16 protein-coding genes are annotated in these 14606 nt (G+C 51.1%); 9 read left to right on the forward strand and 7 right to left on the reverse strand.

Features of this window, described 5'->3' with window-relative positions; all coding sequences use genetic code 11:
• Positions 1 to 38 precede the first annotated feature (38 nt).
• The 3 genes from MKY74_RS23220 to MKY74_RS23230 all read right to left on the reverse strand — a co-directional run bounded on the left by MKY74_RS23220 (position 39) and on the right by MKY74_RS23230 (position 1799).
• On the reverse strand, positions 39 to 587 hold the full coding sequence (locus tag MKY74_RS23220) for a cysteine hydrolase family protein (protein ID WP_076164475.1): 549 nt from the start codon (positions 585 to 587) through the stop codon (positions 39 to 41).
• A 72-nt stretch (positions 588 to 659) separates the two neighbouring features.
• Entirely contained in the window at positions 660 to 1034 is a 375-nt protein-coding gene (locus MKY74_RS23225) for a winged helix-turn-helix transcriptional regulator (RefSeq protein WP_076164472.1), read from the reverse strand.
• A gap of 126 nt (positions 1035 to 1160) precedes the next feature.
• A complete protein-coding gene (locus MKY74_RS23230; protein WP_076164469.1) occupies positions 1161 to 1799 on the reverse strand; it encodes a nitroreductase family protein in 639 nt (212 codons plus the stop codon).
• Positions 1800 to 1932: 133 nt separating this feature from the next.
• On the opposite strand from MKY74_RS23230, the gene MKY74_RS23235 reads away from it, so the two are divergent.
• The 9 genes from MKY74_RS23235 (at position 1933) to MKY74_RS23275 (ending at position 10142) form a co-directional block, all read left to right on the forward strand.
• Positions 1933 to 2283: a helix-turn-helix domain-containing protein gene (locus tag MKY74_RS23235; protein ID WP_076164467.1), complete on the forward strand. Its 351-nt coding sequence runs from the start codon at positions 1933 to 1935 to the stop codon at positions 2281 to 2283.
• 624 nt (positions 2284 to 2907) lie between these two features.
• Positions 2908 to 3912, forward strand: coding sequence for a LacI family DNA-binding transcriptional regulator (locus MKY74_RS23240; protein WP_076164465.1), 1005 nt, complete (start codon positions 2908 to 2910; stop codon positions 3910 to 3912).
• Positions 3913 to 3946: 34 nt separating this feature from the next.
• Positions 3947 to 4771: an ABC transporter permease gene (locus tag MKY74_RS23245; RefSeq protein ID WP_076164462.1), complete on the forward strand. Its 825-nt coding sequence runs from the start codon at positions 3947 to 3949 to the stop codon at positions 4769 to 4771.
• 33 nt (positions 4772 to 4804) lie between these two features.
• On the forward strand, positions 4805 to 5830 hold the full coding sequence (locus tag MKY74_RS23250; protein ID WP_076164460.1) for an ABC transporter ATP-binding protein: 1026 nt from the start codon (positions 4805 to 4807) through the stop codon (positions 5828 to 5830).
• Between the two features lie 51 nt (positions 5831 to 5881).
• Positions 5882 to 7045: an extracellular solute-binding protein gene (locus tag MKY74_RS23255; protein ID WP_076164458.1), complete on the forward strand. Its 1164-nt coding sequence runs from the start codon at positions 5882 to 5884 to the stop codon at positions 7043 to 7045.
• Positions 7042 to 7887 carry an ABC transporter permease gene (locus MKY74_RS23260; RefSeq protein ID WP_076164456.1) on the forward strand — a complete coding sequence of 282 codons (846 nt, stop codon included), beginning with the start codon at positions 7042 to 7044 and terminating at the stop codon, positions 7885 to 7887. Before MKY74_RS23255 ends, MKY74_RS23260 begins: the two co-directional genes overlap by 4 nt.
• Positions 7884 to 8354, forward strand: a complete 471-nt coding sequence (locus MKY74_RS23265; protein ID WP_076164453.1) for a hypothetical protein — start codon at positions 7884 to 7886, stop codon at positions 8352 to 8354. The genes MKY74_RS23260 and MKY74_RS23265 overlap by 4 nt, the downstream gene beginning before the upstream one ends.
• Complete coding sequence (locus tag MKY74_RS23270; protein WP_076164451.1) at positions 8351 to 9424, forward strand: CehA/McbA family metallohydrolase; 1074 nt, start codon at positions 8351 to 8353, stop codon at positions 9422 to 9424. The genes MKY74_RS23265 and MKY74_RS23270 overlap by 4 nt, the downstream gene beginning before the upstream one ends.
• On the forward strand, positions 9366 to 10142 hold the full coding sequence (locus tag MKY74_RS23275) for a glycerophosphodiester phosphodiesterase (protein ID WP_076164449.1): 777 nt from the start codon (positions 9366 to 9368) through the stop codon (positions 10140 to 10142). Before MKY74_RS23270 ends, MKY74_RS23275 begins: the two co-directional genes overlap by 59 nt.
• A gap of 71 nt (positions 10143 to 10213) precedes the next feature.
• Here the strand turns inward: MKY74_RS23275 and MKY74_RS23280 are convergent, their stop codons facing one another.
• The 4 genes from MKY74_RS23280 to MKY74_RS23295 are packed head-to-tail and all read right to left on the reverse strand — an operon-like array spanning position 10214 to position 14421.
• Positions 10214 to 11416, reverse strand: a complete 1203-nt coding sequence (locus MKY74_RS23280) for a macrolide family glycosyltransferase (RefSeq protein WP_076164446.1) — start codon at positions 11414 to 11416, stop codon at positions 10214 to 10216.
• Positions 11394 to 11747: a hypothetical protein gene (locus MKY74_RS23285; protein WP_144025314.1), complete on the reverse strand. Its 354-nt coding sequence runs from the start codon at positions 11745 to 11747 to the stop codon at positions 11394 to 11396. Before MKY74_RS23285 ends, MKY74_RS23280 begins: the two co-directional genes overlap by 23 nt.
• Positions 11748 to 11768: 21 nt before the next feature.
• Complete coding sequence (locus MKY74_RS23290) at positions 11769 to 12575, reverse strand: response regulator transcription factor (protein WP_076164441.1); 807 nt, start codon at positions 12573 to 12575, stop codon at positions 11769 to 11771.
• Positions 12568 to 14421 carry a cache domain-containing sensor histidine kinase gene (locus MKY74_RS23295; protein WP_076164439.1) on the reverse strand — a complete coding sequence of 618 codons (1854 nt, stop codon included), beginning with the start codon at positions 14419 to 14421 and terminating at the stop codon, positions 12568 to 12570. Before MKY74_RS23295 ends, MKY74_RS23290 begins: the two co-directional genes overlap by 8 nt.
• Positions 14422 to 14606: the final 185 nt, after the last annotated feature.

Here is a 14606-nt window from a genome sequence, read left to right on the forward strand (position 1 = left end):
ATTGTACGTGTCGACTAATTAAAGTCTATGTATGAAGCTTAGATCCGCTCGTAGAGACTGCTGGTTGGGATCACTTGAGCAAAAGTGCCATCCAAGGATGCCATAAACGTATGATGAACGGTTTGTGCAGGAATCACGGTACCATCCCAGAGTAAATCTCTGGTTGTGCAGGCATCATCAAGCACGAGAACTTCATATCCCAGACGGTTTGCGGTTCTTACCGTAGAATCGATACAAATGTGGCTCATCATGCCGCAAATGACTAACCGGGTTACATTCAGCGATTCAAGATGCTGCTGTAATTCCGTTTGGAAAAAGCTGTCCGGCGTATGCTTGATGATCACTTTTTCGCCAGGCTCGGGTAAAATGCCTTCATGCGGTTGAATCCCTTCCGTACCGGGAAGAAAAAATGTGGCGTTGTCATCGAGAAGAATACACTGAATATGAACGATCGGTAACTTCTTGCCCCGGAACAGAGTTAAAGCTTCCTGCGCATGGGTTAGTGCCTCTTCAGCACGGAATAACTCGTTTCGGCCTCCTTTAAAATAATCCTTCTGAATGTCTACCATTATGAATGCGGTATTCATGGGTCATGGTCTCCTTTAATTTGTAAGAGTAGTTTCTTACCGCATTATAATATCGGTATCATGAATGGTGAATTACCCACTTTTTTGTGGGTATGGGATGCCTTTGCGGTCCAGAAGCTCCGTCTGTCCCCGTTCCACCATATAATCAATTCCGATCTCCTGCATAATGAGTACTGCATCCAACAGCCTTCTTCCCCGCTCCGTCAGAAAATATTCTACATGCAGCGGGTACCCTTCCGTTTTGATTTTATCCACGATCCCGCTGGAAATCAGTTCTTTAAGATGCTGCAGCAGCATCTTTTGGGTGATCTGGTCAATATCCCGTTCCAGTTGGGCCAGGGACGTATTTCCGTCTTTCAATTGATAAATGATCATCGTTTTCCATTTCCCTTTGATGATGTCATGGACAACCTCTAATGGGCAGGTGCACTGCTCCCGAATCATCATGAAATTCACCTCCATCCATGTTCTCTGTCTGGGTCAGATCTTCATTCGTTCTTCTTCATATTAACAAACAAAGACCTGGATTCGTAACCCAGGCCTTTGTTTATTTTACGGCAAAACATAAACTACTTATTTCCAAAAGGTGATCTTATCAGCGCTCAAACGAACGGACTCATACCCTTCTTCTTCCGCTTTACCGATGGCAAGAATGAGTACCGGAGTATATCTCTCCGGATCTAATCCGAAAGCTGCTGCGATTTGATCCGTCTCAAATCCGCCGATGGGATTGGTATCATAACCATGAGCTCTGGCGGTGAGCATGAGCTGCATGGCCAGCAATCCACTATCCACTTTTACAATATCATTAACAACTTCTTTAGGAAGCGTAGGATAAATCGTAAGAATGCTTTCCAATTGCCGGTCCCGGACTTCCGGCGGCATCTTCCCCTGTTCCACCGCCGTATTGAAAATCTCTTCCGCATACTCATACGATTTCATGTCCCCAAAGATCAGCAGCATGGCAGATGATGTGTCATTTTGCTGGGTATTGAAGCGGATCAAAGGCCGCAACGTATTTTTCCCTTCTTCGCTTTCAACGACAACGATGCGCCAAGGCTGCAAATTTGCTGAAGATGGAGCCGTGGCAGCTTCTTCAATGATCTCTTTAAGCTCTTCTCTGGATATTTTAAAAGCGGGGTCATAGGCACGAATCGAACGTCTCCCTTTCATGATATGGGTAAAACCATTGTTTTTCATCGTAGTGGTCATATGGATATCTCTCCTCTTTTTTTATGTGTATTCTGATAACTCATTTGACCCTTTGAAATTTATTAAGTTATCATGAGGAAAGCATAAACTATGAACTATAGTTCATAGCAAGAAAGGATTAGACGTGATTTCGATGAAGATTAGCGACGTTTCCAAAACGGTGGATTTGCCGATTTCAACCCTCCGATACTATGAAAAAAAGGGGATTATCCCGGAGACCTACTTGGTAAGAGATGAAAATAATTACCGGGCCTATGACGAACAAATAATCCCATTCATAATGAGTCTAAAATCATTACTCTCAGCTGGCTTTTCGATTCATGAGATTAAGGATATCCTTTCCCGAAAAGAACTTGCGCGAGAACAACAGTTGGATATCATCAAAGAGAAAATGAATGAAATTGAACAATTACAGAAAAAATTAGACGATGCAAAGCACTTTCTTCAAGACTCCCTACAGTCGGCAGAGGACTGCACCTGGTAACAAACCATCAGGTCGCCTCCTACCGCAACGAGTTCCGATAGATTTAGATGCTTCTCCTTTCTCTTTTCGCAGCATTATACAACTCGTCTCCATCTACCCTTACCTGCTGCAGTTCCTTCATTCTCCCTCTTACCCGGCATGCTTATTTTCAAAGAGTAAACTCCCCCTTTCATATCACTTTCATTTCACCATCTCAAATGCGAACCTGGTCTAAACATTCATAGAAGGGAAGCCCTTGGCTTCTCTTTGAATGGTCCGATATCGACAGTTTTGGTTCGATCGAATGGGTTCCACGACATCAGAAATCCATTTTACGAATGTTTTACAATTCGACAATTTACAAATTCCACGTTTAGCCAGCTCCTCTCGTTCCGGATCGAACCGAAATGAGCTTAAGCATTCATGTATTGGGCCTTGAAGCGTTCCGGGCACGATGCTGCTCCTTCCGGATGTAAAGCTTAACGAAGCGGTTCTAATGTCATTTTCCCTAAATATGGATTATTAAAAGGCTTTCATCGAGATTGGCTTTTATAATGATCGCCAATTCGTTTCATACGCGGCTTACATTCACGAGTTAATCTTGGGATGTGGGAACGGTCTCACATTCAGAAAGCGGGGTTAGACATGAGTCATACGATCCGGGAAATTGCCCAGCTAGCCGGGGTGTCCAAGTCAACCGTATCCAGAGTCATTTCGGGAAAAGGGTATATCCACCCGGAAACAAGGGACGCGGTGCTTAAAGTCATTGAAAAACTGCAATATAAGCCGAACGCTGTAGCCAGGGCCATGGTATCCCAGCGGACGCACAACATCGGAGTCCTGATTTACCGCAGGGAATACCCGATTGCCTCCCACCCGTTTTACGGCAAAATTGTGGATGCCATTCTGGCGACCGCGGCCCGCATGAACTATTCCGTTTTTGTGACGACGGATCATGAGATGTCGCTTCGATCCGCCGATTTTATGCTGGAGAAACGCGTGGACGGACTCATTTTGATCAGCAGGCTGCAGCAAAATGTGATCGATTATATTCACAACTTCGGCATTCCTTACGTCATGGTGAACGGATCTACCGATGTCGACAATGTGGTACATGTCGTTAACCGGGATCAGGACGGAGGCATGATGGCAGCCGAATATTTGACTGGTCTAGGGCACAGGCGAATCTTCGTGTTGGCCGGACCGCAGACCCACCGGAGCCATTATTTAAGGCTGCACGGCTTTCGCGATTATTTGAATGGAAATGGATCTCCTCTCGATCCGTCATCGCTCGCCTACCCGCAGGCATCCACCTTTGAGCAAGGATACGAAATGATGCGGCAGCATTGGCCTGATTTCAAGTCAGGAGGCTATACGGCCCTCTTTGCGACGAATGACATGATTGCGCTCGGTGCGATGAAATTTCTGATTGAGCAATCGGTCCGCATTCCCGACCAAGTGGCTGTTATCGGTTTTGATGGCATCGACGTCGCCTCCATTTATACCCCTTCCCTAACGACCATCAAGGTGGACACGGAAGCGATGGGCAGAACCGCCTGCACCCTCCTGGACAAGCTGATTGATCAGCAGCCGGTTAACGAGCTGGACATTGAGCTGGTGCCCGAACTGATTATTCGTCAATCTACTTAAATCCATATAAGTAAACTCGAAAGGAGATTGATCCATGCGCTGGTATTTCAAAGCCATCGGACCAAAGAAAATCTTTGAATTTGTCGCACTTGTCGTGTTTGTCATCTTTTTTATGGGGCCGCTGCTCAATTTGGCGATTCTGGCCTTTACAGGCAAATGGAATTATCCCGATCTGCTTCCCTCCGTTTGGTCGCTCAAATGGTGGACCTTCGTCTTTCAGCAGCAGGACATCGCCAAATCCATCGGGCTTTCCTTTGTGATCGCAGCACTGGTGACGGGCATATCGATTGTGCTCTGCATCCCGGCGGCATACGCATTTGCCCGGATCCGTTTTCCGTTAAGCCGTTTTTTCCTGTTCTCCTTCCTCCTCACCCATGCTTTCCCCAAAATGGGCCTGTACGTGTCGATCGCCGTGCTGTTCTATAAGTTTGGTCTGATGAACACGCTGGCTGGAGTCATCCTGATCCACATTATTAATGTGCTGATGTTCATGACCTGGATCCCGACTTCCGCGTTCCGGAACGTTCATACGGCACAGGAAGAATCTGCGAGAGACGTCGGCGCCAGCCCGTTCCGCGTGTTCCGCAGCATTACGCTGCCGATGGCCCTGCCCGGGATTCTGGTGGCTTCGATCTTTACTTTTTTGAATTCCCTCGATGAAGCACAGGGCACCTTCCTGGTCGGTATTCCCGATTTCAAAACGATGCCGATCGTCATGTATTCGATCATCAGCGATTACCCGGCGTATGCCGGCGCGGTGTTCTCCATCATTTTAACAGCGCCTTCCATTATTCTGCTGGTGGCTGCCCAGCGTTTCGTCAGTGCGGACGTGCTGGCGAGCGGTTTCCAGATCAAATAAATAGATAGCGATAGATGTATTAAGGAGGTCCCTATGAACATTCAGTTATCGATTCAAAACCTGTCCAAACGCTATAAAACCGGCGATGGCGTATCGGATATCTCGCTGGACGTGCAGAAAGGAGAGTTGATCACCCTGCTCGGGCCATCCGGATGTGGGAAAACGACCGTGCTTCGCAGCATCGGCGGTTTTCTGGAGCCGGACTCGGGAGACATCTTAATCGAAGGAAAGAGCGTGGTCAAGGTTCCCCCGGAGAAACGGCCAACCTCCATGGTATTTCAAGGCTACAATTTGTGGCCGCATATGTCGGTCCATGATAACCTCGCGTTTGGCCTGAAAATCCGCAAAATCAAAAAAAAGGACAGGGAAAAAGCGATCCAGGACGTGCTGGAGCTGGTTCGTCTTCCGGGAGCCGGCAGCAAATTCCCAGCACAGCTGTCCGGAGGCCAGCAGCAGCGGATTGCCGTTGCCAGGTCGCTCCTGCTGAATCCCGCCGTCCTGCTGCTCGATGAGCCTTTCTCGGCACTGGACGCGAAGCTTCGGCACGAGATGCGCGAGGAACTGCGGGAAATTCAGGCCAATACCGGCCTGACCATGGTTTTTGTCACCCACGATCAGGAAGAGGCATTATCGATTTCGGACCGGATTGTCGTTATGAATCACGGCAACATTGAACAAATCGCCTCCCCCCAGGAGATCTACGATGCGCCGAAGTCGCTCTATGTGGCCCAGTTCATTGGGAAAATGAACTTCGTAAAGGGGGTGATTGACGCAGATCAAATTACGGTTGGTTCTATCCGCTTCCCGAACCCCTCCCGTCTTTCGGGCAATGTCACGGTTGCTGTAAGGCCGGAAGATATAATTCTGGATCAGGCCGGCGGCAGCGGTCTGCCGGGCACAGTCAAGCAAATCATGATCCTCGGGCATTATGCCGAAGTTTCCGTCGATGTACAAGGTTATGGCACCATCCGCGCCTTCCAGGCGCGCGATCAAATCAATGAACTGTCTAACGGGCAGTCCGTTTCCGTTCAGTTTGCGAAGGTTATCGCGTATCCGTAAGGCGTAATTGGAATCAACCAACTTTACAAACTTATAGGAGGGTTTACTTCCATGTTGAATAAGAAATCGGCATTTGCATTTGTTACTTCCTTTGTCCTTGCGGCCTCCCTGCTGTCCGGCTGCGGCAGCAGTAAGGACAGCGGCGCGAGTTCGGCTGCTGAAGGTACAGGTACGTCAAGCAAACAGGTCGAATTTTCGTTTTATTATTCCGGATCGCAGAACGTGGACGATTTGTGGAAAAATTTGATTCCGATGTTCGAAGAAAAGAATCCCGACATCAAGGTTAAAGCCGTCTACGTGCCGTCGGGTACCGGAGCGCAGCCGACCTATGACCGCATCCTTGCCGCGAAGCAATCCGGCAAAGGCTCGGGTGATATTGACCTCTTTGAAGATGGCCTCGGCGTGGTGACCAAAGGGCAAAAGGACGATTTATGGGACAATTTAAGCACGGACCATATTCCTAATTTGAACAACGTGGACCAAAACACGCTGAACGATGTGTCTAACCTCGCGATCCCTTATCGCTCCTCGGCGGTTGTCCTTGCCTATAACAGCGAAACCGTCAAAGATGTGCCGAAAACGCTGGACGACGTATATGAGTGGATCCGCAGCCATCCGGAGCGGTTTGCCTACAACGATCCGTCGACAGGCGGTGCAGGAAGCTCCTTCGTCACGACCAGCATCTATAAATTTTTGCCCGAAGACGCGATTCACAACACGGATCCCAGCATTGAAAGCCAATGGGATCAAGGGTTCTCTCTCTTGAAGGATCTGGGCAAATACATGTACGGCAAGGGCATCTATCCGAAGAAAAACCAAGGCACGCTTGATCTGCTGACGAGCGGCGAAGTCGACATGATTCCGGCCTGGTCTGACATGGTACTGGATCAGCTGGACAAAGGGCAGCTCCCGGAAACGACAAAAATTACGCAAATCACACCTGGATTTAACGGCGGTCCGACTTACTTGATGGTACCGAAGTTATCCGAGAAGAAAGACGCCGTATACAAATTCCTTGATTTTGTGCTGTCGCCTGAAGCCCAGAATGTCGTCGTCGATAAAATGCACGGCTTCCCGGGCATCAAGCTGACGAACATGTCTCAGGAGGTTCAGGATTCCTTTAAAGGCGCTTCCGAAGGATTCCGTTCGTTCAATATTGGCGATCTGGACAAAGACATCAACAAACGCTGGCAAAGCGAAGTGGCTGCACAATGAGTAAATCATTCAAAAGAGGGATCCTGGGCATTTCCATGGTCCTTCCCTCCTTTCTCGTGCTGGTGCTGATTGTCGTCATCCCGATCATTAGTTCACTCCGCGAAAGCTTGAAGAATGATAACGGCGGGTATGATTTATCCAATTACACCTATTTGTTCACGGACAAATTGATGCGCTCCAACATTATTTTCACCTTGGAAATTACCATTGTTTCCTCCATCCTGGTTTTGCTTATCAGCTATTCGCTGGCTGTGTATATGCGGTTCAATAACGGCTTTGCGGTACGGTGGATCCGGCGCACCTACATGATACCGATCTTTATCCCATCGGTCATTGCGACGTACGGCCTGATTCAGCTTCTCGGCAACCATGGCTGGATGGCAAGGATCCTGTACCATCTGGGTACGGACAGCTTTCCAAGGATTATATTTGACATGAAGGGCATCATTCTCGCGAATCTTTGGTTTAATATTCCGTTTACGACGATGCTGCTCGGCTCGGCCTTGTCGGGGGTACCCGATGCAGTCATTGAAAGCGCAAAAGATGTGGGGGCCGGACGGATGAGAATCTTTTTCCGGCTCATTCTGCCGCTGACGTTCAAGACGCTGCTCGTCGCCCTTACCTTTGTATTTATGGGTGTGATCGGTTCCTTCACCGCTCCCTTTCTGATTGGACCCAACGCGCCGCAAATGCTGGGCGTGTCTATGGAGCAAATTTTCAGTGTGTTTCAAGACCGCCAGCTGGCGGCGGCCACAGCTTTCTTTACCTTCCTGCTTTGTTCTTTTGTCGGATATTTCTATATCCGCTCCATGATCAAAGAAGAAAGCGTGCGTTCATCATGAATACTTTACTCGTTAACGTACAGGGAGCTGTAACGCCGGAGTGCTCCAAGACGCATATCGCTTACCGTTTTTTTCTGGCCAAAACCGGAGGGCGGATGAAAATCGACTTTTCCTATAGTCCGAAAAATCTAGAGGATGGCGCCAAGGCGAAAATGCTGATTGAGCAGGGCCTTGATCGATATGTTGAAGATGAACTCAGGGAACAGGCCAAATCCAAATGGCAGTCCTACCTTCCGCTCAAAAATTTGATCACGCTGTCCGTTGACGATCCGTTCGGTCACCGCGGGGCTGCCCACCGCCATGATCCGGAGCAGCATCTGTTTATTTCCGGACTTGAATCGTCTCCCGGTCTGAGCGAAGGGGCTCTGCAAGCCGGCATGTGGACGGTTACCCTGAGCCTGCATGCCGTCGTGACGGACGACTGCCGCTACTCGCTGCAAATTTGGCATGAGGAGGACCATGGATGAACTGGATGGCTTGTGAGCTTCATACCCATACCTTCCACAGTGACGGAAGTCAGAGCCTGAAAGAATTGGCTGCGGGCGCAAAAGCTCTTGGATTTGACTGCATCGCCCTGACGGACCACAACACGATGTCCGGCTTATGGAATAAAGACACGGTTGAGCAGCAGACGGACATGAACATCATTCAAGGCATGGAATGGACCACCTTCTTCGGACATATGGTGACGCTTGGCGTGAAGGACTATATCGATTGGCGTCCGGTAGGTCCTGGTGACATTCACGCTGGACTCGCCCGAGTGCACGAGCAAGGCGGGATCGCCGGCATGGCCCACCCATTTCGCCCCGGCAGTCCCATGTGCACCGGCTGCTATTGGGAATTCGAGCTCCGCGACTGGAATGACCTTGATTATATCGAAGTGTGGTCCACGACCTTTGCCCCGTTGAAAAATAACAACGCCCGCGCTTTTCGCCTCTGGACCGACAAGCTGAACGAAGGCTTCCGGATCGCGGCGACTTCCGGCCGGGATTGGCACCGCCAGGAACAGACGGATGAACCGCTGTCCGTCACGTATCTGCTTATGGAAGAGCATGGTGGCTCGATCACCGACAAGGCGGTCGCCGCCCTTTCCGCTGGAAGAGCCTCCGTCACCCTTGGTCCGCGGCTCGATCTTGGCGTCCATTTCTGCGGCCAACATTACGTCATAGGGGATGCCGTCCCAGAAGGAACTTCGCCTGATCACACGATCGAACTGCAGGCAGCTGCCGATTTCGAGGCACGGAAAGAGCATTGGGAGCTGCCGGAACAAATCTATACCTTGCGCTTTCACAGCAATCTTGGTATGGTATCGGAAATCCCCTATGCTGCAGATAGCAAGGGCTGCAATGTGACGCATTCACGCGAAGGATTGCGGTGGGTGCGTGCGGAGCTGTGGGGAACAATCCGCGGGGTCCGCACGATGATTGCCTTTACCAACCCCATTTATTTTGATGAACCGGGAGGTGCAATAACGCGCAATGACAGCACCATTTCCACTGATCACGGCACACAGCGGCTGTATGGATACGCTCGATAATACGCTATCCTCGATCGAGACCGGCATCCGGCTTGGTGCGGACATTATTGAAGAAGACATCCGGGTCACCAGGGACGGGATCGCCGTGCTTGCCCATGACGATGAATGGCGAACGGAGGACGGCAGGCTCATTCATATTTCGAAAATGAGTATAGCAGAACTGCAGGAGCTGGTTCTCAGCGTAGACTACGCCGGCAAATCCGGGACGATGACGATCGCAAGGCTGGATGAGATGCTGGCCAGGGTCCAGGCTGCCGGTATCACCGCGAATCTGGATCTCAAAACCGATGACAGCGTCGAAGCGGCTGCGGCGCTCATTCATCACTACAAGATGGCGGACCAAGTCTTGCTGACAGGCTGCGGACCCGACCGGGCCATGCTTGTACAGCAAACGCATCCGGAGCTTAGAAAGCTGCTCAATGTCGACACGGAGCTTTTTCTAACCCAAGAGTATACGGATGCAGTCCGTCGTACCTGTGAGGATGCAGCTGCCGCAGCTTGCATCGGCCTCAATGTTCCGTACCAGCTGGTCAGGGAGGAACTGTTGGAACAGGCTGCAGCCCGCTCGCTCCCGGTTTTCGTCTGGACCGTCAATGAGGAGACATTGATGGAGCGGTTCGCAAGTATGGGAATCGCCTCCATTACAACGCGGAACGTCGATGCTTTGGTCCGGCTCAAGAGAAGTCTGACTACGGAAACAACAAAGGTCCCGGAATAATTCCGGGACCTTTTGCTGTACGATCTCATTTTGCCGCTCCATCCGCAGCAGATATACGGAGATTTTCCGCCTTAGTCCGAATGCCGATCTCTAAATTCGAAAATATCATCGACCGCTTGCCGGTAACCACCTGATTTGCGAAAGGATTCGCCCATCCTTGCGGCTGCTTCCTTGAAAGAACCTCGGCTTAATACCAGGTCTGCCGCTTCCCGCAGCTGATGGGCCGTCAAGCTCTGCATGTCTAAGGTCAAGCCTGCACCGGTCCGGGCGACTTGCCCCGCGATGACCGGCTGATCCGCGCTGAGCGGGAGGACAATGAGCGGTACCCCGAAGTAAAGGCCTTCATGGGCACTGTTCATCCCGCCGTGTGTAATAAATAGCTGGGCGTGCTGCAGCACTTCCGTTTGCGGAACATAACTTTTGACGATGAAATGATCCGGGATGTCTCCTAAATCGGATATCGGGGTCTTACTCCCGATCGACATGACAACCGTATGATCGGAATTTCCAAATGCCTCAAAACAAAGCTTATAGAAATCCAGCGCCTGGTTCATGACGGTGCCCAGTGAAATGTAGATCGGGCTTTTCCCCTGGATTTCAGAAAGGTCAAGGTCATCTTCCATGGACCGCGAAGTGATGGATGGACCCACAAATTTATACGACGGATCGAATGTTTCCCCTCCCGGCTGGAACTCCCTTGCTGTATAGACAATCGTAAGTGATGCAGGATTACAAAACGCTTCGTAAGGAGAATGGATCTCGACGCTGTATTTTTGCTGGATCATGGCCGTCAGGCTTTGATACTTATCGTTGATCGGTTTAGTGATCTCTTCAGGAACATCGTTGAAAAATTGTTCCATCGTATGTTCGAAAGATGGTTTGGACTCTGCAAAAGTACTGCAAGAGCTGATGGCGGGAAGTTTAAGAATCTCCGCCAGCAAACGTCCGCAGCCGAACATGGAGTCATGGATGAGATAGTCAAAATGCTCTCCCTGGATCTGTTCAAGAACGCTGGGGATCACGACATCAGCCGTCAGCAAGAGACCGTTGACCCTTTCCAGCAAATAGTTTCTTCCGCCGGAGATAAAGGCTTTGATAAATTTCTGGTCGTCAATTGTCCGTACGACCGCTCCCGCTTTCTCCAACCTCTCCCTATAAGCTTCGATGCAAAAGTACACAACCTCTTCCCCGCGTGAGGTCAGCTCCTGGACAACGCCAATCGTCGGATTGATATGCCCTTCGGACCCGGCATTAATAAATAGAACGCGTGCCATATTCAATACTCCTTTCCTGTATTACAGTGGTAAACCCTATGTCAGTAAGCTGGTCTGTTTCAACAAGCCTCGTCTTCTTGGGGATGCTCTGCAAGTCAACCAGATTTCGCCTATTCGCGTCATTAATGTATCCATCCAGCGACATCGTCATGCTGAAGCGATCATCCGCAGCTTCTCCACAAACAGCAGCAGAACGAGCCCCTGGCCAATCCCAGCGATTCCGGTCCATCGCCCATTCAGCCCATTCGTGTCCGCCCCAGCTCTCCGGATTGCTGAACATCAGATAGCGGTAGACGCGGTCCGCCGCAGCCTTCAGGTCCGTTTGCTCCATTTGCATTCCCTCTTCGCTCCTTTATATGTAGTTGTTTCGATAGTCTGTAGGGGTCAGTCCAAACTGCTTCTTAAACGTTTCGCGAAAATGGTCCTGGTCAACATAACCGATCCGGTCACACACCTCGTAAATCCGATTTGCGGGATCCTTCAGCAGCCGGGCCGCCTCTTCCATACGGAGTTTGACGATCCAATGGTTGATCGTCATGCCGGTCACTTCCTTGACCAGCGCGTTTACATACTTCTCGCTAAGGCCAACCCCACTTGCAACGTCCCAAAGCGACAGATCCTTCCGCGAATAATTTTCACGAATGGTCTGGATCGCTTGTTCGACGAGCTTCTTCTTCTTGATGCTGCCGGTCCACTCAGCCATTGGCAATGTCTGGGCCAAATTGGGCAGGCGATCTCGAAGCCTTTGTTCCATAAGCTCGACACCGCGCTGTTCCTCCCGCTCCTTGTGCAGCTCTGCAACGATTCTGGTAAATACTTCCTCGATCTCCTCCGGATCAATCGGCTTCATGATGTATTCCTGCACCTGCAGCTTGATCGCCTGCCGCGCGTACTCGAATTCGTTCAGCCCCGACAGGATGATGCACCTCGTGTCCGGCTTGCTGGCCCGGAACGCCTCAATCAGCTCCAGGCCATTCCCCTTCGGCATGCCGATATCGGTAAGCAGCAGATCCGGAGGATCGCGCTTCAGCCATTCGAGCGCTTCCTCCCCGTTCTTGGCGGCTCCGACGAGTTCAATGCCGAGCCGCTCCCAATCGATGGAGCGCGACAGCGTCTCCCGGACGAGTTTGACGTCCTCGGCAATCAGCAGTTTATACATCAGGCGATTCCTCCTCAGGGTCGATTTGAACATGGGAACGCAGCGGGAGTACAACTTCAACGCATGTTCCTTCGTCCACGGGCACGTAGCGCAGGCCAAAGCCTGGCCCGCAGTGCAGTTGTATCCGCCGATGCACGTTCAGCGTTCCATAGCCGTTCTCGGCAGACGAGTCCGAGGTTAAGCTGTGTTCCCCCGCCTCCTGCTCCCGCAGCACACGGTTGCGCTCCTCTATGTTGCAGCCCTTTCCGTTGTCTTCTACGCGCAGAATAAGCGCATTCCCTTCCACCTGTGCGGTAATCGCGATACGGCAATCGTCCGTTCGCCCGGCAAAGCCGTGAACGATGGCATTCTCCGCAAGCGGCTGCAGAATAAAGTGAGGAATGACGATGTCCTGCAGGTCGGAAGCAATATGAAACTCGGCGAGCAGATCGTCGTGCATCATTTGCTGGATGTGTAAATAGGCTTCTACTTGCTTGATCTCATTGTCCAAGGAGATCCACGTTCGGCCCCGGTTCAAACCGAATCGGAACACATTGGCCAGCGAACGCACGATCGCGCTTGTCTCCCGGTCTCCGGCCAAAATGGCACGGCAATTGATCAGATCGAGTGTATTGTATAGAAAATGAGGATTGATCTGGGCATTCAGCAGTTCCAACTGAAGCTGGCGGCGCTCAATCTCCTCCTCAAAGCTCTTCTCGATCAGGCCGTGAAGCGTAACCAGCATGGACGCGAATTTCTCGTTCAGCGTCTCGACTTCGTGAATGCCTGACTTCAATTTAGGCAGCGGCTCACGGAATGCAAGCACTTCGGGACGCTGAACAGCGTTAACGAGCCGGGTAATCGGAACGGTTACCCGTATGACGATACGCCGCAGCCACAGTCCCGCGATCAGTACGGCTGCCATCGCAGCCAAAGCGCCGATCGCCGAGATGGCAAACGTGTATCTTCCGAAGTGGCTCTTTGGGACGGCGGTCAAAAGCTTCCAGCCATTGTCCATTTTTACGCACGTGACACGGTGCACCGTCCCTTCGACTTTCGCGTCGGCCGAGCTTCCATCGCAGTTGGCCGATCGAACGAACGGAAGCCCGCCGGCCGGTTCGAGAAATGCATACCGTTCGCTGTAAATGACGCGGCCTTCTTCATCCACCAAAAGGTGAAAGCCTGATGTCAGCGCAGCGTTCTCGAACAGGCTCCGGATGCTTCCGGTATCCGCCCCGATCATGACGGTGCCGATCACGCGGCCGTCCTTGGTGCTAATTTTCTTGGTTGCCGAATAGATCATCGCTGTCCCCGAACGTCCGGCCTTCTGTCCCCACCAGACGTTGCGACGCCCTCCGGAGATCAGATCACGATACCAGCTCTCGTTCAGCAGGTCCGTCGATTTGTAAATGCCGGTCACCGGGTCGAAGTGGTCGGTCGCGAGGGTATACAGGCCGCTCTCCGGCTCCAACGCGACGGCGACGACATATGTCTGTTGAACGATACTGCCGGAATGGGCATCATTCAGCAGTGATAAGAGAGACAGATTCTGCAAATTCGTCTGCAGGGTGAAGAAGTCGTTGACCGCTTCGTAGGGCGCTGAATGCTCCGTCTCGAGCAAATTTTCGATCGATTGGTTGGACAGCAGAAACGCGGCCATATTGTTCATCGTGTCCAGCTGATATTCCAGATTGCGGTGCACGAACTTCATTGATTGTTCCGCCATCTGACGCGTGTGTTCATTTTGCACCCGGATGAGAATGTAGCTTGCCGAAGCGGCGAACAGGGCGATGACCGTCACGACCAGCGCAAAGACCGGCAGACTGATCCGGGCCAGCAAGCTGGTGTGGCGCTTATTCGTGACCATCACCAAATCCTCCCTTGCCAAATTGTTTTCTTTAACCTCCAAGTAAATCACGATCTGTAATCATCGTGGAGGGGAACGCTTTATTTAGCTTCTTCCCTCTCTCCGCCTAAATTTCCTGCAATATCGTGAGATGCTGGCGGCTTTTACCCGCTGCGTTCCCCAAAACCGAGACGTTCTCTATTCAA

It is taken from the genome of Paenibacillus sp. FSL R5-0378, assembly GCF_038009285.1.
GTDB lineage: Bacteria > Bacillota > Bacilli > Paenibacillales > Paenibacillaceae > Paenibacillus_AQ > Paenibacillus_AQ favisporus.

Coding starts and splice junctions, on each gene's coding strand:
- MKY74_RS23245 (WP_076164462.1), top strand. CDS start 3,947: ATGCGCTGGTATTTCAAAGCCATCGGACCAAAGAAAATCTTTGAATTT.
- MKY74_RS23285 (WP_144025314.1), bottom strand. CDS start 11,747: ATGGAGCAAACGGACCTGAAGGCTGCGGCGGACCGCGTCTACCGCTAT.
- MKY74_RS23290 (WP_076164441.1), bottom strand. CDS start 12,575: ATGTATAAACTGCTGATTGCCGAGGACGTCAAACTCGTCCGGGAGACG.
- MKY74_RS23250 (WP_076164460.1), top strand. CDS start 4,805: ATGAACATTCAGTTATCGATTCAAAACCTGTCCAAACGCTATAAAACC.
- MKY74_RS23240 (WP_076164465.1), top strand. CDS start 2,908: ATGAGTCATACGATCCGGGAAATTGCCCAGCTAGCCGGGGTGTCCAAG.
- MKY74_RS23275 (WP_076164449.1), top strand. CDS start 9,366: ATGACAGCACCATTTCCACTGATCACGGCACACAGCGGCTGTATGGAT.
- MKY74_RS23280 (WP_076164446.1), bottom strand. CDS start 11,416: ATGGCACGCGTTCTATTTATTAATGCCGGGTCCGAAGGGCATATCAAT.
- MKY74_RS23295 (WP_076164439.1), bottom strand. CDS start 14,421: ATGGTCACGAATAAGCGCCACACCAGCTTGCTGGCCCGGATCAGTCTG.
- MKY74_RS23260 (WP_076164456.1), top strand. CDS start 7,042: ATGAGTAAATCATTCAAAAGAGGGATCCTGGGCATTTCCATGGTCCTT.
- MKY74_RS23230 (WP_076164469.1), bottom strand. CDS start 1,799: ATGACCACTACGATGAAAAACAATGGTTTTACCCATATCATGAAAGGG.
- MKY74_RS23255 (WP_076164458.1), top strand. CDS start 5,882: ATGTTGAATAAGAAATCGGCATTTGCATTTGTTACTTCCTTTGTCCTT.
- MKY74_RS23225 (WP_076164472.1), bottom strand. CDS start 1,034: ATGATGATTCGGGAGCAGTGCACCTGCCCATTAGAGGTTGTCCATGAC.
- MKY74_RS23265 (WP_076164453.1), top strand. CDS start 7,884: ATGAATACTTTACTCGTTAACGTACAGGGAGCTGTAACGCCGGAGTGC.
- MKY74_RS23270 (WP_076164451.1), top strand. CDS start 8,351: ATGAACTGGATGGCTTGTGAGCTTCATACCCATACCTTCCACAGTGAC.
- MKY74_RS23220 (WP_076164475.1), bottom strand. CDS start 587: ATGAATACCGCATTCATAATGGTAGACATTCAGAAGGATTATTTTAAA.
- MKY74_RS23235 (WP_076164467.1), top strand. CDS start 1,933: ATGAAGATTAGCGACGTTTCCAAAACGGTGGATTTGCCGATTTCAACC.